Source organism: Polaromonas sp. (assembly GCF_013817205.1).
In the GTDB taxonomy this organism is placed as follows: domain Bacteria; phylum Pseudomonadota; class Gammaproteobacteria; order Burkholderiales; family Burkholderiaceae_C; genus Polaromonas.
In genome coordinates this window covers 16,726-42,176 of record NZ_JACDDD010000021.1, presented here as the reverse complement: position 1 = coordinate 42,176, position 25,451 = coordinate 16,726, and the positions used below count along the sequence as shown (strand labels likewise).

Here is a 25,451-nt window from a genome sequence, read left to right as displayed (position 1 = left end):
AAAAGCTGCAGCACTTCGCGCAACCAGCGAAAGAAAATCCAGGCCGGGGCCGCGGAACCGGCTTTGCCGGGCCGCAGGCGCAGCGCCCCCTCGGGGGGCAGGGAGCTACACGCAGTGAGCGACCGTGGGGGCCAATCATTCATACCCGAACGTTCTGACGCGGGCTTCATCGTCCGCCCAGCCCGAACGCACCTTGACCCAGATTTCAAGAAACACCTTGCCACCGGTCAGCGCTTCCATTTCGTGGCGCGCCTCTGTGCCTATGCGTTTGAGCTTCTCGCCCTTCTCGCCAATGATCATGCCCTTGTGGCCGTCGCGCTCGACCACGATGGTGGCGGCAATACGGCGCAGCTCGCCCTCCTGCTCGAACTTGTCGATGATCACGGTCGAGGTGTAGGGCAATTCATCACCGGTCAGGCGAAACAGCTTTTCGCGGATGATCTCGGCGGCCATGAAACGTTCGCTGCGATCGGTCAGCTCGTCGGCGCCATACATCCAGGGCTGAGGCGGCAGGTATTTTTCGCAGATGCCGAACAGCCGGTCCACATCCTTGGTGTTGTTGGCCGACATCGGCACAAATTCGGCGAAATTGTGGCGCTCCTGCATTTGCTTGAGCCACGGCGCAATCTCAGCGCGCCGGTGAATCAGGTCGAACTTGTTGGCCAGCAGAATGGCCGGGGTGCCTTCCGGCAGCAGCGACAGCACCTTGTCATCGGCCTGGTTGAACTGGCCGGCCTCGACCACAAACACGATCAGGTCCACGTCGTTGACGGCGCCGACCACCGTCTTGTTCAGTGAGCGGTTCAGCGCATTACCGTGCCGGGTCTGGAAGCCCGGCGTGTCGACAAACACGAACTGCGTGGGGCCCACGGTGCGCATGCCGGTGATGCGGTGGCGGGTGGTCTGGGCCTTGCGCGAGGTGATGCTGATTTTTTGCCCCACCAGCGCGTTAAGCAGCGTCGATTTGCCGACGTTGGGTTTGCCAACAATCGCGATCAACCCGCAGCGCTGGCCTTCGACCGGTGGCGCATTGTTGGCCCGGGAGCTCATGGCCCGGGCCAGCATGGCTTCGAGTTCCGCGTCCTGCGCGGGCAGGTCAGCGCCTGCTGCCTCAGCCGGAAGGGCGGCGGCCGAGGCCACCGGGCGGGCGGGTTTTTTGGAGGTTTTGTTGCCTGGGGTCATGTCGGGTGCCTGTTGGCGGCTGCACGGGCAGGCGCCGGGTTCTTCAGTCGAGCGTCTTCACGTAGGCCAGCATGGCAGCTGCGGCCGCCTGCTCACCGGCACGGCGCGAGCCGCCTATGCCGCGTTCGGCGCGCCCGTATTCGCTGATTTCGCATTCCACATCGAAGGTCTGCTTGTGGGCCGCGCCCAAGGTGCCGACCACGCGGTAGATCGGAAGATTCATTTTGCGGCCCTGCAGCCATTCCTGCAACTCGGTCTTGGGGTCCTTACCGATGGCCTGCATGGTGGGGTTGATCTCCACGGCGCTGAACAGCCGGCGCACCAGCTGGTCTGCCTTGACAAAACCGGCGTCGAGGTAAACCGCGCCTATCACCGCCTCCAGCGCATCGGCCAGGATGGATGGCCGCTTGTGCCCGCCGGACTTGGCTTCGCCTTCGCCGAGGCGCAACAGGGTCGGCAAGCCGAGCTGAACCGCGAGCTGGTGCAGGGTATCTTGTTTGACGAGGTTGGCGCGCACGCGTGACAGGTCGCCTTCAGGCAACTCGCTGAGCCGTTCATAGAGCAGCCCTGCCACGGCAAGATTGAGCACGGAGTCACCGAGAAACTCGACGCGTTCGTTGTGGTCCGCCGAAAAACTGCGGTGGGTCAAGGCCTGCTGCAGCAGCCGGGGATCGGAGAAGTCATGTTCCAGGCGCTTTTGCAGCGACTGGAGATCGGGGCTCAAGGGGGCACTGGCACGCACTTACTTGGAACGGCCGGCGTACTTGATCAGCAGGAAAGCAGGTCCCGCGATATGGATTTCCTTGTTATAGGCAAAGCTGACAACGGTTTTGTCACCTTCCTTGGTGATTTCAAGGTCTTTTCCAGTGATTGACTTGATGTCGTCGATCTGCGCAGCCTTGTCGAAAATGCTACGGACCTCCGGGACCGAAGCGCCTTCCTTGGCTTTGGTGGCGGCCTTGGTGATGGCCTGAAACTCCACCACGGTGGGAAAAGCCTGGGCGCCAATCAAACCGGCAAATGCCAGTACGCCGACCACAAACAGGACGCCGATGATAGAAATGCCACGTTGTTGTTTGTTCATGTGTTTCTCCGCTCCAGTGTTGTTGTGCAGCCGGCTAGTCAATTTTGCCAATCCGCTTCAGACTACCAAAATTCATCCAAACCAAGAAGGCCTTGCCCACGATGTTCTTTTCGGGAACGAACCCCCAATAACGAGAATCCAGCGAGTTGTCACGGTTGTCGCCCATCATGAAGTATTGCCCCTCGGGCACCTTGCAAACCACGCCCTCGCTACTGTAACGGCAATTCTGCCGGTAAGGGAAGTCGTCTGCCCCCGCGATGAACGACGGACGGTCCACATCATTGAGCAGGCGGTAGGTCTTGCTGCTGCTGGTCTCCTGAAACTGCTTGGCGTAACGCAGCGCGTCTTCATCAAAAAAATCGGCCAGCGGCACTTTGGGAACCGGTTTGCCATTGACGGTGAGTTTCTTGTTCAGGTAGGCCACTTCGTCGCCGGGCACGCCCACCACCCGTTTGATGTAGTCCAGGCTGGGTTTGGGCGGGTAGCGAAACACCATCACGTCGCCACGCTGCGGAATGTTGTTGTCCAGGATCTTGGTATTGATCACGGGCAGGCGCACACCGTAGTGGAATTTATTGACAAGAATCAGGTCACCGATCAGCAGCGTCGGGATCATGGAGCCGGAGGGGATTTTGAACGGTTCGAACAGGAACGAACGCAGCAGGAAAACCACCACAATCACCGGAAACAGGCCGGCGGTCCAGTCCAGCCACCAGGGCTGCATCAGCAACCGGTTGTGAGCTTCGGCGGTGTGATTGTCGACCTGGGTGATGCCCTGGGCGGCAAGCTCGGCGCGGCGCTGTGTGGCCTGCACCTGAAGAGCGGCCGCAGCCTTGCGGCGCTGCGGCCAGAAATAGAATTTCTCGGCCAGCCAGTACAGCCCGGTGACCACGGTGGCCAGGAACAGCAGCAACGCAAAATTGCCTTCGACGACGCCGAAATACCAGGCAGCGCCGTAACCGACAAACACAGCCAGCACCACTGCGGTCAGTGAACTCATAAAACCAGACATTATTCTTCTACCTGCAGGATGGCCAGGAAAGCCTCTTGGGGCACTTCAACCGAACCGATTTGTTTCATGCGTTTCTTGCCGGCTTTCTGTTTTTCAAGAAGCTTTTTCTTGCGGGAAATATCGCCGCCATAACACTTGGCAATCACGTTTTTACGTAGCGCCTTGATTGTCTCACGCGCAATGATGTTGGCCCCGATGGCGGCCTGGATTGCCACGTCGAACTGCTGTCGCGAAATGATCTCGCGCATCTTGCCCACCACCGCCCGGCCGCGGTAGGCCGACTGGCTGCGGTGAACAATGATGGACAGGGCGTCGACCTTCTCGCCGTTGAGCAGGATATCCACCTTGACCACGTCGGACGCCCGGAACTCCTTGAACTCGTAGTCCATGGAGGCGTAACCGCGCGAGACCGACTTGAGCTTGTCGAAGAAATCCAGCACGATCTCGCCCAGCGGCATTTCATAGGTCAGCATGACCTGCTTGCCGTGGTAGGCCATGTTGAGCTGGACGCCACGCTTGACGTTGGCCAGCGTCATCACGGCACCCACATAGTCCTGCGGCATGTAAAGATGCACGGTCACGATCGGCTCGCGGATCTCGTTGACCTTGCCGCCGTCGGGAATCTTCGAAGGGTTCTCGACCATGATGACCGTGCCGTCGGTCTGTAGCACTTCATAAACCACGCTGGGCGCGGTGGTGATCAGGTCCTGGTCGAACTCGCGTTCAAGCCGCTGCTGGACGATTTCCATGTGCAGCAGGCCCAGGAAACCACAACGAAAACCAAAGCCCAGCGCCTGGCTGACTTCCGGCTCGTAGTGCAGGGAGGCGTCGTTGAGCTTGAGTTTTTCCAGCGCGTCGCGCAAGGAGTCGTACTCGCTGGCTTCGGTCGGGTACAGGCCGGCAAATACCTGGGGCTGGATTTCCTTGAAACCCGGCAGGGCCTCGGTGGCCGTCGCGGCCGCGCCGCCTGTGCCTGGCTTGATTAGAGTGACGGTGTCACCCACCCGGGCCGCCTGCAGCTCCTTGATGCCTGCAATGATGAAGCCCACCTCACCGGCCTCCAATGAATTGCGGGGCTCGGTATGCGGCGTAAAAACGCCTAGCTGATCTGCGTTGTAGGTCGCTTCGCTGGCCATGAGCTTGATGCGCTCGCCTTTGGCCAGCCTGCCGTCCACCACGCGCACCAGCATGACCACGCCGACATAGGCGTCATACCAGCTGTCGACAATCATCGCGCGTAGCGGGCCGTCTGGATTGCCACGGGGCGGCGGTATTCTGGCAATGACCGCTTCCAGGATTTCGTCGATGCCCATGCCGGTCTTGGCGCTGCAGGGGATCGCATCGGTGGCATCAATACCGATGACCTCTTCGATTTCCTGCTTCGCGTTATCTGGATCGGCCTGCGGCAAATCCATCTTGTTGAGCACCGGCACAACGGTCACGCCGAGGTCGAGTGCGGTGTAGCAGTTGGCCACCGTCTGCGCTTCGACGCCCTGGCTTGCGTCTACCACCAGCAGTGCGCCCTCACAGGCCGACAGTGAACGACTGACTTCATAAGAGAAGTCGACATGGCCCGGCGTGTCGATCAGGTTGAGGTTGTAAATCTGGCCGTCGAGTGCCTTGTATTTGAGCGCAGCGGTCTGCGCCTTGATGGTTATCCCACGCTCCTTTTCCAGATCCATGGAATCGAGCACCTGAGCACTCATCTCGCGGTCCTGCAAACCACCGCAACGCTGGATGATTCGGTCAGCGAGCGTGGACTTGCCGTGATCAATGTGCGCAATGATCGAAAAATTTCTGATGTGATTCATCAACGGGAACGCCTAAGTGCTTGAAAGTATTGCGAAGAGCGCGAGGCACATTCGCCAAAGACATAAAAAAGGGCGCGTCACTTGTGACGCGCCCTGAACCAACAATCTATGGCAACTGCGATAGTTGGAAGCTTCATTGTAGGCAAAAAGCCCGCGACGCATAGCTTCGAAATTGCCAAATTCATCTCGTTGCAGGGCTGCAACATGAAACTTATGCACAACTTATTAACATTTTTAGCAGGAAGGCTCTGGACAACTTGTGGGTGATCTGTGGATCAGCAGTGTATGGAGTGAATTCGTGCCAGGAGCAGGTTTTTTTTGGCATCTATATATTGAAATTCGGCCAAATCTTGCCTCTATTCTACTCAAACTGGTCCTTAGTCCGATTTAAATGTTAGCAACCGCAAACTTTTTTGGAGCGCGAGAAAATAAAAAAATATTTTTTCGGGTGAAAAAAGCGCAGCTTCCAGACAAAACCCCAACCCCTGACAGGGTATGGGGGCTGGGGAGCAGGGCATGGCGGCCCAGTGCAAACAAGCTTGGTGGTTATCGCGTGGGGCGAATCAGGGCGTATTGCGTCCACTCGCTGCGCCGGAACAGCACATTGATGGCTTTGCCTTTTTCATTTTTGGCCAACGCGGTCTCGAAGTCTTTCACGTTGCTGATCTCGGTGTTGGCAATGGCCAGGATCACGTCGCCTTCGCGCAGCCCGGCACGAGCGGCAGCGCCCTCGCTGGCATCGACCTTGACGCCGCCCTTGAGTTTGAGCTCTTTCTTGAGTGCGTCGGGCAATTCACTGACCATCAGTCCCATGGCTTGTGCGGGACCAGCCATCGGCGGTTTGGCCTCGGGCGCCTGCGACCTGCGAACCGGTTTTTCTGCCTCGACTTCGCCGATGACGACGCTCAGGTCGCGTGTGCTCCCGCGCCTGAAAACGGTCACGGTGGCTTTGGTGCCAGGCTTCACGTTGCCGACCATCCGAGGTAGATCCATCGCCTTGTCAATGGTCTTGCCTTCGAACTTGGTGATGATGTCGCCGGCTTCGACTCCGCCTTTTTCGGCGGGCGAGCCTGCCTCGACACCGCGCACCAGCGCGCCTTGAGGCTTGCCCAGCCCAATTGACTCGGCCACATCCTTGCTTACCTGGTCAATCTGCACGCCGATTTTCCCGCGCGTGACCCGACCGGTACTGCGCAACTGGTCGGCCACGCGGGTGGCCTCATCGATGGGGATGGCAAAAGAAATGCCCTGGAATCCACCGGAGCGGGAATAAATCTGGCTGTTGATGCCCACCACCTCGCCGCGCATGTTAATCAGCGGGCCGCCCGAGTTGCCGGGGTTGATGGCGACATCGGTCTGGATGAAGGGCAGGTAATCGCCGGTGTCGCGCTGCTTGGCGCTGACGATGCCGGCCGTCACGGTGTTTTCGAGGCCGAAAGGCGAGCCAATGGCCATCACCCATTCGCCGACCTTGAGGCGGCTGATGTCGCCGATTTTCACTGCCGGCAATCCGGTCGCCTCAATCTTGACTACCGCCACGTCGGTCCGTTTGTCGCTGCCGATGATCCTGGCCTTGAACTCGCGCTTGTCGGTCAGGGTGACCAGCACCTCATCGGCGCCCTCCACCACATGGGCATTGGTCATCACCAGCCCGTCCGATGTCAGGATGAAGCCCGAACCGACGCCGCGCGGCTGGTCTTCGTCGGGCTGCGAACGGTCCGGGCGCGGGGCGCGCGGCATGTTGGGCGGCACCGGGATGCCGAAACGCCGGAAAAATTCGAGCATCTGCTCGTCGGCATTGCCGGCAGCGCCGGGCTTGACCTTTTCGACCGTACGGATGTTGACCACGGACGGTCCGACGGTTTCCACCAGATCAGTGAAGTCCGGCAGGCTGCGCACCTGCGCCATCACTGGCGCGGCTGGCATCAGGCTCAGGGTGGTTCCCAGCGCCAGTGCAGCAGCTCCCACATAGGCTCGGCATTGTTTCCAGTTCAATTTATGCATCATCAGCCTTTAAAAAAAGAATGGGCGTAAAGCAGGGTTCCACTTCAACAAGCCGCAACGGCAGCACACCAAAGCGCCTGCCACTCCCCGGGACATAAGACGTTATTTCCTGCGTTCAAGACCATCTGCGAACAGGCCCAGCGTGGCCATGGGGACCTCACCAATCACCGTCAGCCACCAGGCATCGACACGCCGGGTCAGGGATTGGGTCGCACCCATGGTCATCCGGGATTCCTTGCCATGGCGCTGGGCATCAAACGACTCCACAAAAATCGAGACCGACGCGAGCCCGTCCGAAAACACCCACTGCATCGGCTCGTCGCCAGCCGGCGTCGCACGCGGGCGCTTGTGGCAACTCATGGGCTGAAAGCCCGGCACCGGCCTTTTGAGGGCCCAGCCTTCCGCGCTGGCGGTGGTCTTGACCAGACCTGATTTTTCGACCCGGTAGCCGTCGACCTTGTTCATCATCTGCGCGAGCTTTTCAATCTTGACGGGCGCATCGATTTGAAGCTCCGAGAAAGCCGCCTGCTCCAGCACCTTGCCATCGGCGTCCAGGGTCTGCAACTTGACGACCAGCCCCTTCTTCTGCTCGGCCCAGACGCGGTAGCCGAAACGCATGCCGTCTTTGGGCATGAGTGCGATCACGTCGGCATCGACACCAGCCACCCGCTCACGGCCCTCCTGCGTGGCCTGGTAGAAATCGCCGATGTGGCTGCTGGTGGACTGCAGCAGCGCCGGAAACAGGCCGAGTGACTCGCGCTTTTCAGTGCGCACCAGGTTTTGCTCGGGCAGGAAGGTCACCACCTGGTCGTTATGGCGGAAGGTCGAGCGCCGTGGTCCCGTCAGGGTATCAACACGCTCGATCTGCTGCTTGCCATCGCACACATGCCAGATCTTGGCGCTGGACATCACACCGCCTGAGGAAACCACGAAGGTGCCGATATAAGAACGGTTCCTCGAAGCCTCATGCATGCGCATCAACCACTCGTTGATGTTTTTCGACTCTGCAGCCTGTGCCGGGGCCACCGGTGCTGGCGCCTGGGCTGCTACGTAATTTGTAGCGGACAGCGCACAACCGACAAGGGTCAGCAGGCGAAAAAGCTTGAAATTCATGGCTAAAAGCTATCGGTGAGGGATGTTGCGCAGCGCAAGCGCCTAGCGCCGCGCGCCCGGCAGGGGTTCGAACGTTGCATTGCGCAGAAAACCCGAGGGCATCTGCAGGGCCGAGGTGCCGCCAAACTGCTTGTGTTCCGCAAGCAGCTCCTGGAGCCGCGCGTCACGCACCACCGGGCCCTGCGCTGACAGCACCAGCACCTGCTGCTGCGCTTCCGGACGGGCCGGCTCGGGCACAGCGGACCGTGCCAGTTGAGGCGCAGCGGACGGCGCCAGCAGACCGGAGCCGACGTTCCAGGCCACGGCCACCACTGCTGCCACCGACACGAAACCAGCTACCAGCTTCCAGCGAAAACTGCTGTCGTTGGACGCCTCGCGACGGGTATCTGACAATCCTGCGGGTTTTGCAGGCAGGACGGCGGAGACAGCGCTCACGGCCGGGCGCGCATCCATGGCCGGCTCCTGCGCCAGTTTCGTGCGAAGACGGCTCAGAAAGGCTGCCTCCGCCACCGGCGGCGCCAGGCCAGGCGAGCGAAGTACATCACCAATCAGGTGGTAGGCATTCCAGCTCGCCAGTGCCTGCTCATCGGCCTCGCAGATCGCGAGCACAGCAGCAAACTCGTCGCTGGCCACCTGGCCGTCAGCGAGGGCAGAAATCAGTTCAAGGTTTTGCGGTGTTGGTGTCGGTGTCATGGTGTTCATGGGCAGCTTGCGTGTGCAGGTCAATCATCTGCTGTTTGCTCTGGGTCCTCAGCGCCGTCTACCAGCGCTTGCCGGACTGGTTTTCAAGCAGGGGTTTGATCTTTGCGGAGATCGCTTCCCTGGCCCTGAAAATCCGTGATCGCACAGTGCCTATTGGGCAGTTCATCACTTCTGCGATCTCTTCATAACTCAGGCCTTCAATTTCCCGCAAGCTGATGGCCTGACGCAGTTCCTCAGGCAAGGCATCCATGGCCGCATTGACCATCTGGGCGATTTCCTTGCTGGCCAGCACGGCATCCGGGGTTTCCGAACTGGTTAGTTCGTTTTCCAGCGGGGAAGTTTCATCGTCATCGCCGGATTTGAACGAATTTTCCGAGACCGTCGGATTGCGCTTGAGGTCCATCAAGGCCTTTTTGGCAGTGTTGACGGCAATCCGGTACAGCCAGGTATAGAACTGCGCCTCGCCCCGGAACTGGGCCAGCGCGCGGTAGGCGCGGATAAAGGTTTCCTGGGCGATGTCTTCCACCAGGTCCACGTCGCGCACCATGCGGCCGATCAGGCGCTGGATGCGGCGCTGGTATTTGATGACCAGCAGTTCAAACGCCTTCTGGTCGCCCGCCACCGTGCGCTCGACCAGCATGGCATCGCTGTCGCTGGCGGTCACTGGTGCTGAGGGAGGGATGTCGGCGCTCATGAATAAGGACGTGGCGGATCGATTTCAGCAGGAAAATCCGCTGCGACAACGGGGATGGACATCTCGGGTGACACGCCGGCAGGCCGTGCCCTGCGCCGCGAATATACAGCACGCCGCAAATCCAGCCAGCGTTCGGGGAAGGCCGATCGATGGGCCCACAGCCACATGCTGGCATGGTCATGGTTATCGAGCCGGATCAGCAGGATACGCTGCAGATCAAGCGCCACCGCCAGGGCCAGCACCGGGGTACCGGCCTGATAGCCGGGGCTTTCCCAGCGCCAGACCTGACCGTCCCAGTGCAACTGCCCCACCGGCGCGCTTCGCCAGCCCAGCCAGGCCGCCATGCCGGCAAACACCGCCGCGGTCGCCGCCGTACCGATGCGCCAGTCGAAACCGGGGGCGGCCAGCCACCAGCCGGCCGTCACCCCCACCCCGACCAGCCAAAGGACCGCCAGGACAAGTCCCTGAAAATGCGAACGCCCCAGCGGATAGACAACCGGCGGGGCGTTATGCATGGAGGGGGCGCGAAGTGATGGCGCTGAATGCTGAAGGGGTGAAAAAAAGGGTTTTCAAACCCGCTTGAACACCAGCGTGCCATTGGTGCCGCCGAAACCAAAATTATTTTTGACGGCCACCTCAATGCTGGCATCACGCGCCGTGTTGGCACAGTAGTCCAGGTCGCACTCGGGGTCCTGATTGAAGATGTTGATGGTTGGCGGGATTTTCTGATGATGCAGCGCCAGCACGGTGAACACTGACTCGATGCCGCCAGCGCCACCCAGCAGGTGGCCGGTCATGGACTTGGTTGAGCTGACCACCAGCTTCTTCGCATGTTCACCAAACGCCAGCTTGATGGCGTTGGTCTCATTCAGGTCTCCCAGCGGTGTGGAGGTGCCATGGGCGTTGACATACTGCACGGCGTCAGCGTTGACGCCGGCACTTGCAAGCGCCATATTCATGGAGCGCCGCGGGCCGTCGACATCGGGCGAGGTGATGTGATAGGCATCCCCGCTCATGCCGAAGCCCGACAGTTCCGCATAAATCTTCGCACCTCGCGCCTTGGCATGTTCGTATTCCTCGAGCACAAGCACGCCCGCGCCCTCCCCCAACACGAAGCCGTCACGGTCTTTGTCCCAGGGACGCGAAGCCGTCTTGGGATCATCGTTGCGGGTTGACATGGCCCGGGCAGCGGTGAACCCGCCCACCCCGAGAGGCGACACCGTGGCTTCGGCGCCGCCGGCAATCATGACATCGCAATCACCATATTCGATCATGCGCGCCGACAGGCCAATGGCATGCAGGCCGGTGGTGCAGGCGGTCACAACGGCAATATTCGGACCCTTGAACCCGTACTTGATCGAGACATGGCCGGAGATCATGTTGATGATCGAAGCCGGCACGAAAAAAGGTGAAATACGGCGCGGACCGCGGTTGGTCAGTTCGGTGTGCGTCTGCTCGATCATGGGCAAACCGCCTATGCCCGAACCGATGTTGCAGCCGATGCGCGTTGCCAACTCGTCGCCAAGCGCGTCGCCCGTCGGCAAGCCGCTGTCGACCACCGCCTGGCAGGCAGCCGCCAGGCCCAGATGGATGAAGCGGTCCATGTGCCGCGCTTCTTTTTCAGGGATGTAATCCGTGATATTGAAGCCTTTGACCTCACCGGCAAATTTGCAGGCATAACTGCTTGCATCAAATTGGGTGATCAGGTCAATGCCCGACTGGCCCGCCAGCAGGTTGGCCCACGAGTCGGCCACGGTGTTACCCACTGGGCTGACACACCCCAGACCTGTCACAACAACGCGACGACGGCTCATGCACAAATCCTGTAGAAGTCCCGGGAAAGCCGGACGCGGCTTTCCCGGCGGGATGAGAAAAGACCGGAGCCTTCAGGCTTTTTGATGGGTATTCGCGTAATCGATCGCGTTCTGGACGGTCGTGATTTTTTCGGCGTCTTCGTCTGGGATCTCGATGCCAAATTCATCTTCCAGAGCCATCACCAGTTCGACGGTGTCAAGCGAGTCAGCGCCCAGATCGGCCACAAAGGCTTTTTCGTTGGTGACCTGGCTTTCTTCCACGCCAAGTTGCTCGGCAATGATTTTCTTAACACGTGATTCGATATCGCTCATAAGTCCCTCTGAGGGTTGTAAGTTAATCCGTGATTTTAGCGTTGTTGGGAGTGATTCCCCAACCCGCCAGCCGGACGGATAAAACCCGGCTTGTACTCCGCCAGTTGCCTGCGGCCTGCGTCACCCGATTATTCATGATCCTGGTGATCCCCCGGGCCTGCCGGCAACTGCCGGACGAGTCCTCACATATACATACCGCCGTTGACGTGGATTTCCTGCCCGGTGATGTAGCCGGCCTGCGGGCAGGCGACAAACGCCACCGCATGCGCAATATCCTGGGGCTTGCCCAAGTGGCCCAGCGGAATCTGTCCCAGCAGGGCTTTTTGCTGCTCTTCGGGCAGACCAGCCGTCATGTCGGTTTCAATAAATCCGGGCGCCACACAGTTGACGGTGATGTTGCGGCTGCCGAGTTCGCGCGCCAGCGCGCGTGTCATGCCAGCCACGCCAGCCTTGGCCGCTGCGTAATTGGCCTGACCGGCATTGCCGGACGCGCCGACCACAGAGGTGATGCTGACGATGCGGCCGTACCGCTGCTTCATCATGGTGCGCATCACGGCGCGGCTCATGCGGAACACCGCCTTGAGGTTGGTGTCGAGCACCGCATCCCAGTCATCGTCCTTCAGGCGCATGGCCAGCATGTCGCGCGTGATGCCGGCGTTGTTGACCAACACCTGCAGGCCGCCATGCTCTTTCACGATCGCATCGATCAGCGCTTCGGCGGCCGCCGCGTCATTCACATTGAGGTTTTTGCCAGTACAACCGGGAAAGTCCGCGAGCGCCTGGCTGATCTTTGCCGCGCCTTCGTCCGTGGTGGCCGTGCCTGTGACCTTCAGCCCCCGCTGCGCCAGTTCCAGCGCGATCGCCGCGCCAATGCCACGCGAGGCGCCAGTGACCAGCGCGACCTGACCTTCAAATTTGACATCGCTCATGCCAGTGCCTCCTTCGCCTGCTTCAGGCTCTCCGGATCGAACAGGGCCACGCCCGTCATCTCCGCATCAATACGTTTGACCATGCCGGCAAGCACCTTGCCGGGCCCGCATTCGACCACGGTGCTGATGCCGCGCGCCTTGATCGCCTGCACACATTCCACCCAGCGCACCGGGCCAAAGGCCTGCGCGTAAAGCGCTGCGCGAATGCGGTCCGGATCGGTTTCGACGGCAACATCAATGTTATTGATCACCGGGATCAGCGGCGCCGCAAACACGGTCGCCGCGAGTTTTTGCTTAAGCTTGTCGGCAGCCGGCTTCATCAGGCTGGAGTGGAACGGCGCCGACACCGGCAGCGACAAGGCGCGTTTGGCGCCGTTGGCCTTGAGCACCTCGCAGGCTTTTTCGACCGCAGCCTTGCTTCCGGCAATCACGGTCTGCAGGGGGTCGTTGAAATTGACGGCCTCCACCACTTCAGCGCTGCCTGGTCCAAAGCCACGCAGCGCCTCGGCGCAACCTTCAATGACCCGGGACGCTTCCATGCCGAGAATGGCGGCCATCGCGCCTACGCCGACCGGCACCGCGTCCTGCATGGCCTGCGCCCGAAAGCGCACCAGCGGCGCCGCCTGCGCCAGACTCAGCACACCGGACGCTACCAGCGCAGAATATTCACCGAGTGAGTGGCCAGCCACCACCGCTGGTGCGGCGCCGGTCTCGGCCATCCAGGCGCGGTAAGCGGCCACGCCAGCCACCAGCATCACCGGCTGTGTGTTGGTGGTCAGGCCCAGCGCTTCCTTGGGACCCTCCCTGATCAATTGACCAAGATCTTCGCCCAGCGCGTCCGAGGCTTCGCTCAGGGTCTCACGCACTGCCGGGTGATCGCCCCAGGCGTCCAGCATGCCCACAGACTGCGAACCCTGGCCGGGAAAGACAAAAGCAAAAGGTTTCATGAAATACTAATCAAAATGGCCTCCAACCCTTACCGGGCGGGCGTTTACAGCTATAAATTCAGGAGCACCGCGCCCCAAGTAAAGCCGCCACCGACACCTTCGAGCATCAGGGTGTCGCCTTTTTTGATCTTGCCGCTGCGCACTGCAACGTCCAGCGCCAGCGGAATCGACGCCGCCGAGGTGTTGCCGTGCTGGTCCACCGTGACGATCAATTTGTCCAGCGGCAGCTTCAGCTTCCTGGCGGTGCTGTGCATGATGCGGATATTGGCCTGGTGCGGGATCAGCCAGTCGATGTCGGTGTCCTGCAGGCCGGCCTTGGCCAGGGTGGTGCGCGCCGCAGCCTCCAGCACGCCCACCGCCAGTTTGAACACCGCCTGGCCATCCATCTTGAGCAGCGGGTCGCCCAGCACCTGACCGCCAGCGACTGTGCCGGGCACACACAGAATGCCGACGTGTTTGCCATCGGCATGCAGGTCGGTCGCTAGGATGCCCGGGGTGTCAGAAGCTTCCAGCACCACGGCACCGGCGCCGTCACCGAACAACACGCAGGTGGTGCGGTCCGAAAAATCGAGAATGCGCGAAAACACCTCGGCGCCAATGACCAGCGCCTTGGTGGCGGAGCCGGTCTTGATCATGGCATCAGCCACGGTCAGCGCATACACAAAACCGCTGCAGACCGCCTGCACATCGAATGCCGGGCAGCCGGCGATGCCGAGCTTGTGCTGCAGGATGCAGGCGGCCGACGGAAACACCATGTCCGGTGTCGAGGTGGCCACAATGATCAGGTCGATGTCGCTGGCTTGCAGGCCGGCCGCTTGCAGGGCATTTCTGGCCGCTTCAAGCCCCAGATCGCTGCTGCAGACCTCGGGCGCTGCGAAGTGGCGGGCCCGTATGCCGGTGCGCTCCACAATCCATTCATCCGAGGTTTCCACACCTTTGGCGGCCAGCTCGACAGCCAGCTCGGCGTTATCCAAACGGCGCGGCGGCAGGTAGCTGCCAGTGCCAGTGATACGTGAATAGGGGCTCATGAATTTAATGCGCTGGCGCTGGATCAGCTTGTGCGGCAAGCGCCTCGGCGCTTGTTGCATCCCCTGGCCCCTGGGCCGCTCGGGCCAGCAGGGGTGCGGCGTGGGCGATGCGTTCCTGCACCCTCTCCAGCAAGTTGTTGCGAGCTGCATCATAAGCGCGATTCAGGGCCCGCTCAAAAGCAAAGGCATCGGCCGAGCCGTGGCTCTTAAAAACCAGCCCACGCAGGCCCAACAATGCCGCGCCGTTGTATAGACGATAGTCCATGCGATTTTTAAGAGCTTTTAGGACCGGATAAGCCATGAAGGCAGCAGCTTTGGTAAAAATGTTGCGAGAAAATTCCGCCTTGAGAAAGCCCCCAATCATCGTTGCCAGGCCCTCACTGGTTTTAAGCGCCACATTTCCGACAAAGCCATCACACACAACAATGTCCACAACACCCTTGAAAATGTCATTGCCTTCGACATTGCCGTGAAAATTCAAATCGCCACTTTTAGCCGCAGATCGAAGCAATTCACCCGCTTTCTTGATGACTTCGCTGCCTTTGATGGCTTCCTCACCGATGTTGAGCAAGCCAACCGTCGGACTGGGGTTGTCGGCAATGGCAGACACCAGCGCCGAGCCCATGACCGCAAACTGGAACAGGTGATCTTCGGTGCAGTCGATGTTGGCGCCCAGGTCAAGTACCGTGGTGGCGCCACCAGCAGCATTGGGCAGTTGGGTGGCGATGGCGGGGCGGTCTATGCCCTCCAGCGTCTTGAGCACATAACGCGCAATTGCCATCAGGGCGCCGGTATTGCCGGCAGAAACAGCCGCCTGAGCGACTCCGTCCTTGACCTGCGTGATGGCCACGCGCATTGACGAGTCCTTTTTGCGGCGCAGGGCCACCTCAATGGCGTCGTCCATGGTGACCACCTCAGAGGCGGCCAGGACCTGGCAACGCGGATGTGACTGGATGCGGGGAAAGGAGACCTGCGTGGCGAGCACATCGGGCTGGCCGACCAGCACGATGCCGGCGTCGGGATGATTGTCCAAAAAGGCCAGGCACGCCGGCAGCGTGACCGTCGGGCCGAAATCGCCGCCCATGGCATCGACAGCTATCCTGATCATGGCAGAACCGGTGCAGTCAGGAAATGGGAATTCAGCAAAACAATGGCCCGCAGTATGCGTGCGGGCCAGTCCTTGAAGCGCGAAATTACGCTTCGGATTTTGTTTTCACAACCTTGCGACCACGGTAAAAGCCGGTGGGGCTGATGTGGTGGCGCAGGTGAATCTCGCCAGTGGTGGACTCGACAGCCAGACCTGGAACGGTCAGGGCATTGTGCGCACGGTGCATGCCGCGCTTGGAAGGTGATTTTTTGTTCTGCTGGACGGCCATGATCCGCTCCTGAGGGGGGTATAGGGTTGGTAATTGCGCTCTGGATCCCTTGGGTGGGTTCTGTGGGTCCGGCGCGAAGCCTTTGATTATAGCGTGATACGGCTGGCTGGTCCAATCCCCGGCAAGCTGCGGTCAGCGGGGCGCCCGTCGGCTCGCCAAAAATAGGCCAAGCAAGCGCGCCTATTTGGACCTTTTTAGCTGCGCCAGTGCCGCAAACGGGTGTGGTTTGGCCGGCGCTTCGCCGTCTGGCTGCGCCAGCTCGGCCTCGCCGGCGCTGAACGTCGGCGTCTCGGGGCAGGTTTCGTGCATGGGGACCAGCGGCAAGGCCATCAGCAATTCGTCCTCGACCACCGCCAGCAAGTCAAACTGAGGCGCCATCACCAGCAAGTCCTCCTCGGATTGGTCATCCTCGGCCATGGCGATATCTTCGTCAGCCACAAACCGGTACCACTGATCGATTTCCAGCGACGTTGCCACCGGCCCCATGCAGCGCTGGCAAGTCAGCGGCAGGCTGGTTCTGGCCTCCAGGTGGACCCAGACATCGTCCTCGGCGCCGGTGCGGGCGCGCAGCTCGCCGCTGGCGCGCCAGTTGATGACCAAATCGGGCGCCGGCCCATGTATTTCCTGGGCTAGGCGCTCCATATTTTGTAGCGGCGTAAGTTCCACCAGCGGCTCGCCGGCCTGGGCAAAGGCCGGCAAGTTGAGGCGCTGGACGTTGAGGTTTTTCGACATGGCAAGCAGTGTAAGAGAATCAGCACATGCGCCCTTCTGCCGACCACCCCACCCCTGCTGCCCGCCCGCTGATTCTGGGTTCCAGCTCGCGTTACCGCCATGAACTGCTGTCGCGGCTGGGCCTTCCCTTCGAAGTCGTATCGCCGGATGTGGACGAAACGCCGCTGCCCGGCGAAGCCCCTGCCACACTGGCAGTGCGTCTGGCACTGGCTAAAGCCCGCGCAGTGGCCGCTAACTTTCCGCATGCCGTGGTAATAGGTTCCGACCAGGTCGCCGACCTGCGCGGCCAGCCACTGGGCAAGCCGGGCAACCACGAACGCGCCGTCTCACAGTTGCGCGAGATGCGCGGCCAGGCCGTGATATTCCAGACCGCCGTGGCCGTGGTTTGCTTCGATACCGGCTTCGAGCAGGTCGAACTGGCCGCGGTGAACGTGAAATTTCGCGAACTCGACGACCAGGAGATTGAAAACTACCTGCGCGCCGAGCAGCCCTACGATTGCGCCGGCAGCGCCAAAAGCGAGGGCCTGGGCATCGCTCTGCTGGAATCGATAGAAAGCGACGACCCCACCGCCCTGGTCGGCCTGCCGCTGATACGCACCTGCCGCATGCTGCGCGCCGCCGGCATCACGCTGCTGGGTCCGACGGGAGACCGGCCATGAGCCCGGCGCCCAAAGGCCGGCTTTACCTGGTCCCGGCGCCGCTGGACTTTGGCTGCGAGGTGCAGGCACCCTTGCAGGACGTGATCCCGCTGGGCACGCTGCAGATCGCGGCCAGCCTGCCCTGCTGGATTTGCGAAAACGCCAAAAGCACACGCGCCTATCTCAAACGCGTTGGCGAGGTGCAGCCGCTGTTGCAACCGGTGCAGGCGCTGCAGATCACCGAGCTGCCGCGCGAGGTGCATAAAAAAGGTGATCATGGCGGCGGCTTCGATGCCAAGCCCCTGCTCAAGGTTGCACTGGAGGGCCGCGACATCGGGCTGGTCAGCGAAGCCGGCATGCCGGCAATTGCCGACCCGGGTTCCTCGGTGGTGCGCGCGGCGCATGAACTGGGCATCCAGGTGCTGCCGCTGGCCGGACCGATGTCGCTCATGCTGGCGCTGGCTGCAAGCGGTCTGAACGGCCAGAACTTCGCGTTTGTCGGTTATTTGCCGCAGGATGGCGGCGAACGCAGCCAGCGCATCCGGGAGCTCGAATCGCTGGCGCTGAAAACCGGCCAGACCCAGATTTTCATCGAGACGCCCTACCGCAACACCGCCCTGCTGCAGGCGCTGTTGCAAACGCTGCAAGCCAACACCCGGCTGGCCCTGAGCTGCGGCCTGAGCCTGCCCACGGGCTGGTCACACAGCGCGCCTGCCAGCGCCTGGAAGCGCGACAAACCGGCGGCGCCGCTGGCCTTGCCCACGGTGTTCTGCATCGGCCGCTGAAGCCCTGCGCGCAGCCGAAAAAAAAGCCCGCATGCAGCGGGCTTTTTTATGGACTCATCACGTTCAGCGGATCGAGGGAATCGCCTTGAGGCTGCGAATCGCGCCATCGCCGATTGCGGCACCGAAGCGTTTAGCCAGACGCTCAGCGACGTTTTCGCGGCGCGTGTAGTCGATGATTTCCTCGGTTTTCACAATTTCCCGCGCCACATAGTCAAGCGAGCCCAGGTTGTCGGCCAGGCCCAGTTCGACGGCCTGCTGACCGGTCCAGAACAGACCGCTGAACATCTCCGGCGTCTCCTTCAGCCGCTTGCCTCGGCCAGCCTTCACCACGGTGATGAATTGCTGGTGAATCTGGTTCAGCATGGCTTGCGCATAAGCGCGCTGCTCTTCGGTCTGCGGGCTGAACGGGTCCAGGAAGCCCTTGTTGGCGCCAGCAGTCAGCAGTCGGCGCTCCACGCCTACCTTGTCCATCAGGCCAGTGAAACCAAAACCGTCCATCAGCACGCCTATGCTGCCAACGATGCTGGCCTTGTCGACAAAAATCCTGTCTGCCGAGGCGGCCACGTAATAGGCGGCGGAAGCGCAGGTTTCTTCGACCACGGCATACACCGGCTTCTTGTGTTTTGCCTTGAGGCGAACAATCTCGTCGCTCATCAGCCCGGCCTGCACCGGGCTGCCACCGGGTGAATTGATCAGCAGCACCACGGCCTTGGCGCCCTCGTCTTCAAAGGCAGCGCGCAAGGCGGCGTTGACAAACTCGGCACTGGCGTCAGCGCCGGCGGCGATTTCACCCTTGATCTCCACCACAGCGGTGTGCGGCGTGGTCACGCTGGTGGCGGCGCTGCGGTGCATGACAAACCAGACCAGGAACACAAAAAAGGCCAGCCAGGCCAAGCGAACAAAGGTTTTCCAGCGGCGTGCTGTCTTTTGCTCGTTCAGGGACGCAAATACCAGTTTTTCCAGCGTGGCACGCTCCCAGCCCGGCTTCAGGTCAGCATCGAGCCGATTGCGGTCTGCTATGTTTTCAGGAGCTGCTGACGCAGATCCGACGTGGGCTGGAGCCCGATTTGGATCAGAATTCGGGTGATCGAACGGGTCGTTGCGGTTTGAATCATTCATAGCGGTAGTTTAGAACTCGATTGCCTTCAATTTGTAGGATGTGTGCCAGAAAACAAGTCCATCGCGCTCTACAAGGTCTATTTTGATCAGCCCGCCGTGGCAGGGGCCACCGCTGCAGGCGCCGGTGTCGGGTCGGTAGGCCGCGCCGTGGCTGGCGCACAGCAACCACTGGCCGCTGTCGTCGAACACCCGGTTCGGCTGCCAATCCAGCTCCATGGCCACATGGGTACAGCGATTCAGGTAGGCGTGCGGCCGGCCCTCGAAGCGGATCGCGAAAGCGCGGCAGGTCTGGCCGGCGTAATTCACGTCGAAAGGCACGGCCTGCCCGCCGTCGGCCAGGTCACCGGCGCGGCACAGCGCCACCGGGGTCTGGTCGGCGGTACCGGCTTCAGGCATGGAGCGCCAGCCAGTCGTTCAACTCGGTCACCGAATGCGCCACAAACCGCGGCCTGAGGGCGTCAAACGCGGCGAATTCATGCGCGCCGTAACTGACACCCACACTGGCGCAACCGGCATTGACGGCCATCTGCAGATCGTGGGTGGTGTCGCCAATCATCAGCGTGCGTGCCGGGGTCACGCCGAACTGGTCCATCAGTTCGTGCAACATGCGCGGGTGCGGCTTGCCGGCGGTTTCGTCGGCGGTGCGGGAGGCATCAAACCGGCCCTTGAGTTCCACCGCCTGCAGTGCTTCGTCGAGGCCATGCCGGCTTTTGCCAGTGGCGACAGCCAGCATGTGGCCACGTGCCTTGAGCGCCTCCAGCATGGGCAACACGCCCTCAAACAGGCTGATGTCGTTCTGGTGGGCGATGTAATGGTGGCGATATCTCGCGCCGAGTTCAGGGTATTTGCTCTCCGGTACATCGGGTGCAGCGTGCGCCAGCGCCTGCATCAGGCCCAGCCCGATCACATAGGCGGCGGCCCCATCGGTTGGCACGGTGCCGCCCACGTCGCGCACCGCGGCCTGAATGCAGCGCACGATGATGGTTGTCGAGTCGAACAGCGTGCCGTCCCAGTCGAAGGCGATCAGGTCAAAGTTCAGCGGCTTGGAGGGAGACGGCATGGGTGGTGAAACTCTCGAGATCAGGGGGAAGCGCGGCCCGCAGTTCAATGCGTTTGCCGCTGGAAGGATGCGTGAACTTTAACCGCCAGGCATGTAAAAACATGCGTTTCAGCACACCGCCGGACGCTTCTTTTTGCAGCGCCTTGTTGAGTTCGAAATCACCGTATTTGTCGTCGCCGGCAATCGGATGGCCTTCGCTGACCAGGTGCACGCGGATTTGATGCGTTCGACCGGTCTTGATGGTGACTTCCAGCAGGCTGAAACTGCCATCCTGCGCGGCGGCTTTTACCTTGACAAGCGTCACGGCGCGCATGCCGTCGGGGTGGTCCTTGCCGACCACCTGGACGCGGCGCTCGCCGTCGGGCAGCAGGTATTTCTGCAGCGGCTTGTCGAGCACCTTTTTGTTGGCCGGCCAGGTGCCCTGCACCATGGCCAGGTAAATCTTGTCGGTTTCGCGCTCGCGAAACTGCTCTTGCAGGTTTTTCAGCGCCACCCTTTTTTTGGCCACCAGCAGGATGCCGCTGGTTTCGCGGTCCAGCCGGTGCACCAGTTCGAGGAAGTTCCAGTCCGGCCGCGCCATGCGCAACTGCTCGATCACGCCAAAAGCCACGCCGCTGCCGCCGTGCACCGCCACGCCGGCCGGCTTGTCGATGGCCAGCAGGTGCTCATCCTCGAACAGGATGGGAAACTCGCGCGAAGGCGCATAACCGCCAGTGGTTGAGGCAGCGCCGTGGCGCGCGATCGCGACCGCCATGGCCTCGGCCTTCTGGTCGGCACGCTCCGAGGTCCGCACCGGCGGCAGGCGCACCACATCACCAGCCTCAATCCGGGTGTCGGCCTGCACCCTGCCCTTGTTGATGCGCACCTCGCCACTGCGAATGATGCGGTAGACATGGGTTTTGGGCACGCCCTTGAGCTGGCGAATGAGGAAATTGTCCAGGCGCTGGCCGGCCGAGTCTTCGTCAACGGTTACAAATGAGGCTTGCACGGCGGCCTTTTCAGGCGCAGGCGCTGGGTTCTGCGGCTCGGCTGCAGGCAAGGCGCGCCCCGCTACGACGCGGTTTGGGGGTTTACCCGGGCGAGGAGTTTTGGCTGAACCTGCGCCTATAATGTGTTTCACTAGCGACAAGCTGTAAGTGGTTGATTTGTCTGGGAGTTTAGTCCACACACCAATCAACCCACTGCCAACAGCCTTGCTGGAAGGTCGACGCCACTGGCAGCAAATGCCCGCAAGCGCCCGGTGCCAGGCACCCCGCGGCAGGAGGATGTTGTGCAGACGAGTCGACGTTTTGCGAATACAACTACGGAATACGATGTGCTCAGCCCCGCGGGCTGAACACGGATAGCAGCGAAATCTGGTCTTTGAATGGGTCGCCTCTTGACAACTCTGGTCGTACTGATGAATTTATGCCTGCGGCGCTTTTTAGCCCCGCTTTTTGGCATGAATCAGCCGCCAGCCCTTGTCCTGCGGGCGCAAGCAGCTACTGATTTTGTAGCAACCTCCCGTCGGATCCCGCTTCGCCCCATCCACGCGCCTACGCCCAGACTGCACAGCTGACCGGTTGACCCCGGTTCGCTGTTGCGCCGTCAAAGGCTCTCCGGCAATTCCCCACGTTCGCTCAACGTCTGCTCCCGGCGTCGTTTGCCCGTTTTCGGGCAGCGATGTTTTGAGAACAGAAGAACGAAGGAATCACCATGAAACGCATGCTGGTCAATGCCACGCAGTCGGAAGAACGCCGCCTGGCCATCGTCGACGGACAAAAGCTCCTCGACTACGAAATCGAAATTGAAGGGCGCGAGCAGCGCAAGGGCAACATCTACAAGGCCGTTGTCACCCGCGTCGAGCCTTCGCTCGAAGCCTGTTTTGTCGACTACGGTGAAGACCGTCACGGCTTTTTGCCGTTCAAGGAAATCTCCAAGCAGTACTTCGCCCAGGGCGTGCCGGTCAACCAGGCGCGTATCCAGGACGTGATCCGCGAGGGCCAGGAAATCCTGGTTCAGGTCGAAAAAGAAGAACGCGGCAACAAGGGCGCCGCCCTGACAACTTTTGTTTCGCTGGCCGGCCGTTATGTGGTGCTGATGCCCAACAACCCGCGCGGCGGTGGCGTCAGCCGCCGTATCGAAGGTGAAGACCGGGCCGAGCTCAAGGAAAACATGGACCAGCTGGAATACCCGGCCGGCGCCAGCATCATTGCCCGCACCGCCGGCATCGGCCGCAGCGCCGCCGAGCTGCAGTGGGACCTGAACTACCTGATCAAGCTTTGGACCGCCATCGACGGCGCCGGCAAGGAGGGCAAGGGCGCCTTCCTGATTTACCAGGAATCCAGCCTGGTGATCCGCGCCATCCGCGACTACTTCAACAGCGACATCGGCGACATCCTGTTCGACACCGACGACGTCTATGAGCAAGCGCGCCAATTCATGGCTCACGTGATGCCCGAGCACGAGCACCGCGTCAAGCGCTACCGTGACGACGCGCCTCTGTTCAGCCGCTTCCAGATCGAGCACCAGATCGAGTCGGCTTACGCCCGCACCGTGCAGCTGCCTTCCGGCGGCGCCATCGTGATCGACCACACCGAAGCTTTGGTCTCGGTCGACGTCAACTCGGCCCGCGCCATCAAGGGCGGCGACATTGAAGAAACCGCCACCCGCACCAACCTGGAAGCCGCCGACGAAGTCGCTCGCCAGATGCGTTTGCGCGACCTCGGCGGCCTGATCGTCATCGATTTCATCGACATGGAAGAGTCGCGCAATCGCCGCGACGTTGAAAACCGCCTGCGCGATGCGCTGCGCCAGGACCGCGCGCGTGTGCAGTTCGGCACCATCAGCAAGTTCGGCCTGATGGAGATGAGTCGCCAGCGTCTGCGCCCTGCGCTCAATGAAGGCGCATCGATTCCCTGCCCGCGTTGCGGCGGCTCCGGCCACATCCGCGACACCGAAAGCTCGGCGCTGCAGATCCTGCGCATCATCCAGGAAGAGTCCATGAAGGACAGCACGGCCTCGGTGCTGTGCCAGGTACCTGTCGATGTAGCTTCCTTCCTGCTCAACGAAAAGCGTTCTGAGATCGCCAAGATCGAGATGAAGCAGCGCATCAACGTGCTTCTCGTTCCCAACAAGACGCTGGAAACGCCCAACTACAAGCTCGAGCGCCTGAAACACGACGACCCGCGCCTGGACAACATCGAGGCCAGCTACAAGATGGCCGACGAGATGGAAGACGCAACCACCGTCACGCGCCGCAGCCAGGAAAAACACAACAAGCAGGAACCGGTCATCAAGGGCGTGTTGCCCGATGCGCCGGCACCGCAGGCGATGCCCAAACCCGCGCCCGTTGCACCAGTGGCCGTCGCACCGGCAGTGCCGGCACCGGCCCGCGCCATCGCTGCGGCACCGGCTGAAAAAAGCTTCTTCGCCAAGCTCAAGGAGTTTTTTGTCGGCGCCGACATTGCTCCTGTGGCCGCTCCGGCCCGCGAAGAGAAAAAAGAAGAACGCAGCGGCGAAGCCCGCCGTGACGGGCGCGGCGAACGCAGCGGTGAACGCACCGACCGCGGCGGTGAGCGCGGTGGCCGCGACGGACGCCGTGGCGGACGTGGTGGTCGCGGCGAAGGCCGTGGTGGTGAAGCGCGCGGCGAAGGCCGTCCGGACCAGCCTCGCGAGGCACGTGGCGAACGCGGTGAAGGTCGCGGCGGCGAGCGTCGCGAGCGCGGTGAACGTGGCGAAGGCCGCGGTGACCGACCGGCTGCCGAAGGTCGACCGGAAGGCCAGCGCCCCGAGCGCGCGGCCGGCGAGCGCACCGAACAGCCGCGCGAGCCGCGTGAACCGCGCGAAGTCCGTGAGCTACGCGAGCCCCGTGAACCGCGCGGCGAGCGTCCGGAACGCGTGGACGGTCAGGCCGCAGGCGCCGAAGGCCGTGGCCGCCGCGGCCGCGGTGGGGATCGCGGTGAACGTGGCGAGCGCGGTGACCGCGCACCGCGTGATGCCGAGCAACATGAACAGGCGATGGCCAATCAGGCCGCGATGGCTGCGGCCATGGCCGGTGATGAGACACCGCTCCAGCAACGCGCGGTCGAGGCCAGTGCCGACGGTGAACGCCAGGACGGCAACCGCAACAACGAAGCCCGCCCTGAAGGCCAGGGCCGTCGTGAACGCGGAGACCGTGGCGAGCGTGGTGATCGTGGCAACGGACGCCGCAACGAGCGCCGTGACGACCGTGGTGACCGAGGCGATGGCAGCATGGCACCGGCCGCTGCGGCCCAGGCCGACAGCTTCGATGCCGCTCACCCGGCCATGGTTGCCGGGCAGGACGAAGCCGGCAACCCGGTGGCGCCCGCCTCTTCAACCGATGTCCAGCCGCGTGCCGAAGGCGATGAGGGCGGTGACCGCCAGCCGCGCGAGCGCCGCAGCCGTGACCGTTATGGCCGCGACCGCCGCGAGCGTTCGGAGCGTGGCGATGCGCCGGCAGAAGCCGCTGCTGGCAATTCAGAGTCAAATCAGCCTGTAGCCCCCGACCAGCGGTCGCAGACAGCTCCTGAATTCATAGCGCCGGCCGAGCCGACACCCGCGCCGCAGATGGCGCCACAAGCCGCACCCATGGCTGCCGCCCCGATCGCGGTGGCAGCACCCGCCGCTGCCGCTGCCGCAGCCGCGGCACCGGCCGGCCGCGCCCTGCCGAAAGTGCAAGGCTACAACCTGCCGCTGCAGGACCTGGCCCAGGTGGCACAGTCCTCCGGACTGCAATGGGTCAACTCGGACGCGACCAAAATCGCCGAAGTCCAAGCCGCCATGGCCGCCGAGCCCAAACCCATCCACGTTCCCCGCGAACGCGCACCGGCGCCGCAGCTGGACAGCGGCCCGCTGGTGCTGGTCGAGACCAAACGCGATCTGCGCGACACGACCCTGCCGTTCGAGCAGGCCGCTGCTACAGCACCGGCCACCGGTGAACGCGCGGAGTAATTCGCCGCTTGTGCCCGGCCGGGCACTTTGATCAAAGGCAGCTCTTGGGCTGCCTTTTTTTCGTCTGTCCTTGTTAATCTCAATCCTGCATCACGCTGCGTCCCCGATCCGCTTCGGGCAGTAGTTTCAACTCCCCACTCCCAACCCCCCGCCCCT

General features: G+C 61.9%; 25 protein-coding genes. 3 read left to right on the top strand and 22 right to left on the bottom strand.

All coding sequences use genetic code 11. The annotated features are described in order from the left end of the window. Window positions 1-135 precede the first annotated feature (135 nt). From era to H0W47_RS07025, 18 genes are all read right to left on the bottom strand, one after another. On the bottom strand, window positions 136-1,065 hold the full coding sequence (gene era / locus H0W47_RS07110; RefSeq protein ID WP_296922369.1) for a GTPase Era: 930 nt from the start codon (window positions 1,063-1,065) through the stop codon (window positions 136-138). Window positions 1,066-1,225: 160 nt separating this feature from the next. Continuing rightward, complete coding sequence (rnc, locus tag H0W47_RS07105) at window positions 1,226-1,906, bottom strand: ribonuclease III (protein ID WP_296922336.1); 681 nt, start codon at window positions 1,904-1,906, stop codon at window positions 1,226-1,228. Between the two features lie 18 nt (window positions 1,907-1,924). Beyond that, window positions 1,925-2,266, bottom strand: coding sequence for a DUF4845 domain-containing protein (locus tag H0W47_RS07100; RefSeq protein WP_296922333.1), 342 nt, complete (start codon window positions 2,264-2,266; stop codon window positions 1,925-1,927). Between the two features lie 34 nt (window positions 2,267-2,300). Further along, entirely contained in the window at window positions 2,301-3,266 is a 966-nt protein-coding gene (gene lepB, locus H0W47_RS07095; RefSeq protein ID WP_296922330.1) for a signal peptidase I, read from the bottom strand. A gap of 11 nt (window positions 3,267-3,277) precedes the next feature. After that, on the bottom strand, window positions 3,278-5,089 hold the full coding sequence (gene lepA / locus H0W47_RS07090; protein ID WP_296922327.1) for a translation elongation factor 4: 1,812 nt from the start codon (window positions 5,087-5,089) through the stop codon (window positions 3,278-3,280). A 546-nt stretch (window positions 5,090-5,635) separates the two neighbouring features. Continuing rightward, complete coding sequence (locus H0W47_RS07085) at window positions 5,636-7,096, bottom strand: DegQ family serine endoprotease (protein WP_296922324.1); 1,461 nt, start codon at window positions 7,094-7,096, stop codon at window positions 5,636-5,638. Window positions 7,097-7,195: 99 nt separating this feature from the next. Further along, window positions 7,196-8,206: a MucB/RseB C-terminal domain-containing protein gene (locus tag H0W47_RS07080; protein ID WP_296922321.1), complete on the bottom strand. Its 1,011-nt coding sequence runs from the start codon at window positions 8,204-8,206 to the stop codon at window positions 7,196-7,198. Window positions 8,207-8,248: 42 nt separating this feature from the next. Then, the gene (locus H0W47_RS07075; protein WP_296922319.1) at window positions 8,249-8,908 is read right to left on the bottom strand and encodes a sigma-E factor negative regulatory protein; all 660 of its coding nucleotides are present in this window, start codon (window positions 8,906-8,908) and stop codon (window positions 8,249-8,251) included. A 58-nt stretch (window positions 8,909-8,966) separates the two neighbouring features. Continuing rightward, the gene (rpoE, locus tag H0W47_RS07070) at window positions 8,967-9,602 is read right to left on the bottom strand and encodes an RNA polymerase sigma factor RpoE (RefSeq protein ID WP_296922316.1); all 636 of its coding nucleotides are present in this window, start codon (window positions 9,600-9,602) and stop codon (window positions 8,967-8,969) included. Further along, window positions 9,599-10,117 carry a hypothetical protein gene (locus tag H0W47_RS07065; RefSeq protein ID WP_296922312.1) on the bottom strand — a complete coding sequence of 173 codons (519 nt, stop codon included), beginning with the start codon at window positions 10,115-10,117 and terminating at the stop codon, window positions 9,599-9,601. The genes rpoE and H0W47_RS07065 overlap by 4 nt, the downstream gene beginning before the upstream one ends. Before the next feature lie 54 nt (window positions 10,118-10,171). Beyond that, on the bottom strand, window positions 10,172-11,416 hold the full coding sequence (gene fabF, locus H0W47_RS07060) for a beta-ketoacyl-ACP synthase II (RefSeq protein WP_296922309.1): 1,245 nt from the start codon (window positions 11,414-11,416) through the stop codon (window positions 10,172-10,174). A gap of 72 nt (window positions 11,417-11,488) precedes the next feature. Next, window positions 11,489-11,728 carry an acyl carrier protein gene (gene acpP, locus H0W47_RS07055; protein ID WP_296922306.1) on the bottom strand — a complete coding sequence of 80 codons (240 nt, stop codon included), beginning with the start codon at window positions 11,726-11,728 and terminating at the stop codon, window positions 11,489-11,491. 182 nt (window positions 11,729-11,910) lie between these two features. After that, complete coding sequence (fabG, locus tag H0W47_RS07050; protein WP_296922303.1) at window positions 11,911-12,657, bottom strand: 3-oxoacyl-ACP reductase FabG; 747 nt, start codon at window positions 12,655-12,657, stop codon at window positions 11,911-11,913. After that, complete coding sequence (gene fabD / locus H0W47_RS07045; protein ID WP_296922301.1) at window positions 12,654-13,604, bottom strand: ACP S-malonyltransferase; 951 nt, start codon at window positions 13,602-13,604, stop codon at window positions 12,654-12,656. The genes fabG and fabD overlap by 4 nt, the downstream gene beginning before the upstream one ends. A 50-nt stretch (window positions 13,605-13,654) precedes the next feature. Beyond that, complete coding sequence (locus tag H0W47_RS07040; RefSeq protein WP_296922297.1) at window positions 13,655-14,632, bottom strand: beta-ketoacyl-ACP synthase III; 978 nt, start codon at window positions 14,630-14,632, stop codon at window positions 13,655-13,657. Between the two features lie 4 nt (window positions 14,633-14,636). Further along, entirely contained in the window at window positions 14,637-15,740 is a 1,104-nt protein-coding gene (gene plsX, locus H0W47_RS07035; RefSeq protein ID WP_296922295.1) for a phosphate acyltransferase PlsX, read from the bottom strand. 85 nt (window positions 15,741-15,825) lie between these two features. Then, window positions 15,826-16,008: a 50S ribosomal protein L32 gene (gene rpmF / locus H0W47_RS07030; protein WP_296922292.1), complete on the bottom strand. Its 183-nt coding sequence runs from the start codon at window positions 16,006-16,008 to the stop codon at window positions 15,826-15,828. Window positions 16,009-16,188: 180 nt separating this feature from the next. Further along, entirely contained in the window at window positions 16,189-16,740 is a 552-nt protein-coding gene (locus H0W47_RS07025) for a DUF177 domain-containing protein (protein ID WP_296922289.1), read from the bottom strand. A gap of 26 nt (window positions 16,741-16,766) precedes the next feature. Between H0W47_RS07025 and H0W47_RS07020 the strand changes: the two genes are divergently transcribed. Together H0W47_RS07020 and H0W47_RS07015 are read left to right on the top strand one after the other, a co-directional pair. Then, window positions 16,767-17,399: a Maf family nucleotide pyrophosphatase gene (locus H0W47_RS07020; protein ID WP_296922284.1), complete on the top strand. Its 633-nt coding sequence runs from the start codon at window positions 16,767-16,769 to the stop codon at window positions 17,397-17,399. Beyond that, window positions 17,396-18,163: an SAM-dependent methyltransferase gene (locus H0W47_RS07015; RefSeq protein ID WP_296922282.1), complete on the top strand. Its 768-nt coding sequence runs from the start codon at window positions 17,396-17,398 to the stop codon at window positions 18,161-18,163. Before H0W47_RS07020 ends, H0W47_RS07015 begins: the two co-directional genes overlap by 4 nt. 63 nt (window positions 18,164-18,226) lie before the next feature. Here H0W47_RS07015 and H0W47_RS07010 read toward each other — a convergent pair whose 3' ends face one another. Genes H0W47_RS07010 through H0W47_RS06995 form a run of 4 tightly spaced genes read right to left on the bottom strand, consistent with a single transcriptional unit; the run spans window position 18,227 to window position 21,330 of the window. Beyond that, window positions 18,227-19,282 carry a S49 family peptidase gene (locus tag H0W47_RS07010; protein WP_296922280.1) on the bottom strand — a complete coding sequence of 352 codons (1,056 nt, stop codon included), beginning with the start codon at window positions 19,280-19,282 and terminating at the stop codon, window positions 18,227-18,229. A gap of 9 nt (window positions 19,283-19,291) precedes the next feature. After that, on the bottom strand, window positions 19,292-19,678 hold the full coding sequence (locus H0W47_RS07005; protein WP_296922277.1) for a Rieske 2Fe-2S domain-containing protein: 387 nt from the start codon (window positions 19,676-19,678) through the stop codon (window positions 19,292-19,294). Further along, entirely contained in the window at window positions 19,671-20,342 is a 672-nt protein-coding gene (locus H0W47_RS07000; RefSeq protein ID WP_296922275.1) for an HAD family hydrolase, read from the bottom strand. Before H0W47_RS07000 ends, H0W47_RS07005 begins: the two co-directional genes overlap by 8 nt. Continuing rightward, entirely contained in the window at window positions 20,311-21,330 is a 1,020-nt protein-coding gene (locus H0W47_RS06995; RefSeq protein ID WP_296922272.1) for an RluA family pseudouridine synthase, read from the bottom strand. Before H0W47_RS06995 ends, H0W47_RS07000 begins: the two co-directional genes overlap by 32 nt. Before the next feature lie 707 nt (window positions 21,331-22,037). Here H0W47_RS06995 and H0W47_RS06990 point away from each other — a divergent pair. Then, on the top strand, window positions 22,038-25,295 hold the full coding sequence (locus H0W47_RS06990; protein WP_296922270.1) for an Rne/Rng family ribonuclease: 3,258 nt from the start codon (window positions 22,038-22,040) through the stop codon (window positions 25,293-25,295). The last annotated feature ends 156 nt before the right edge of the window (window positions 25,296-25,451 follow it).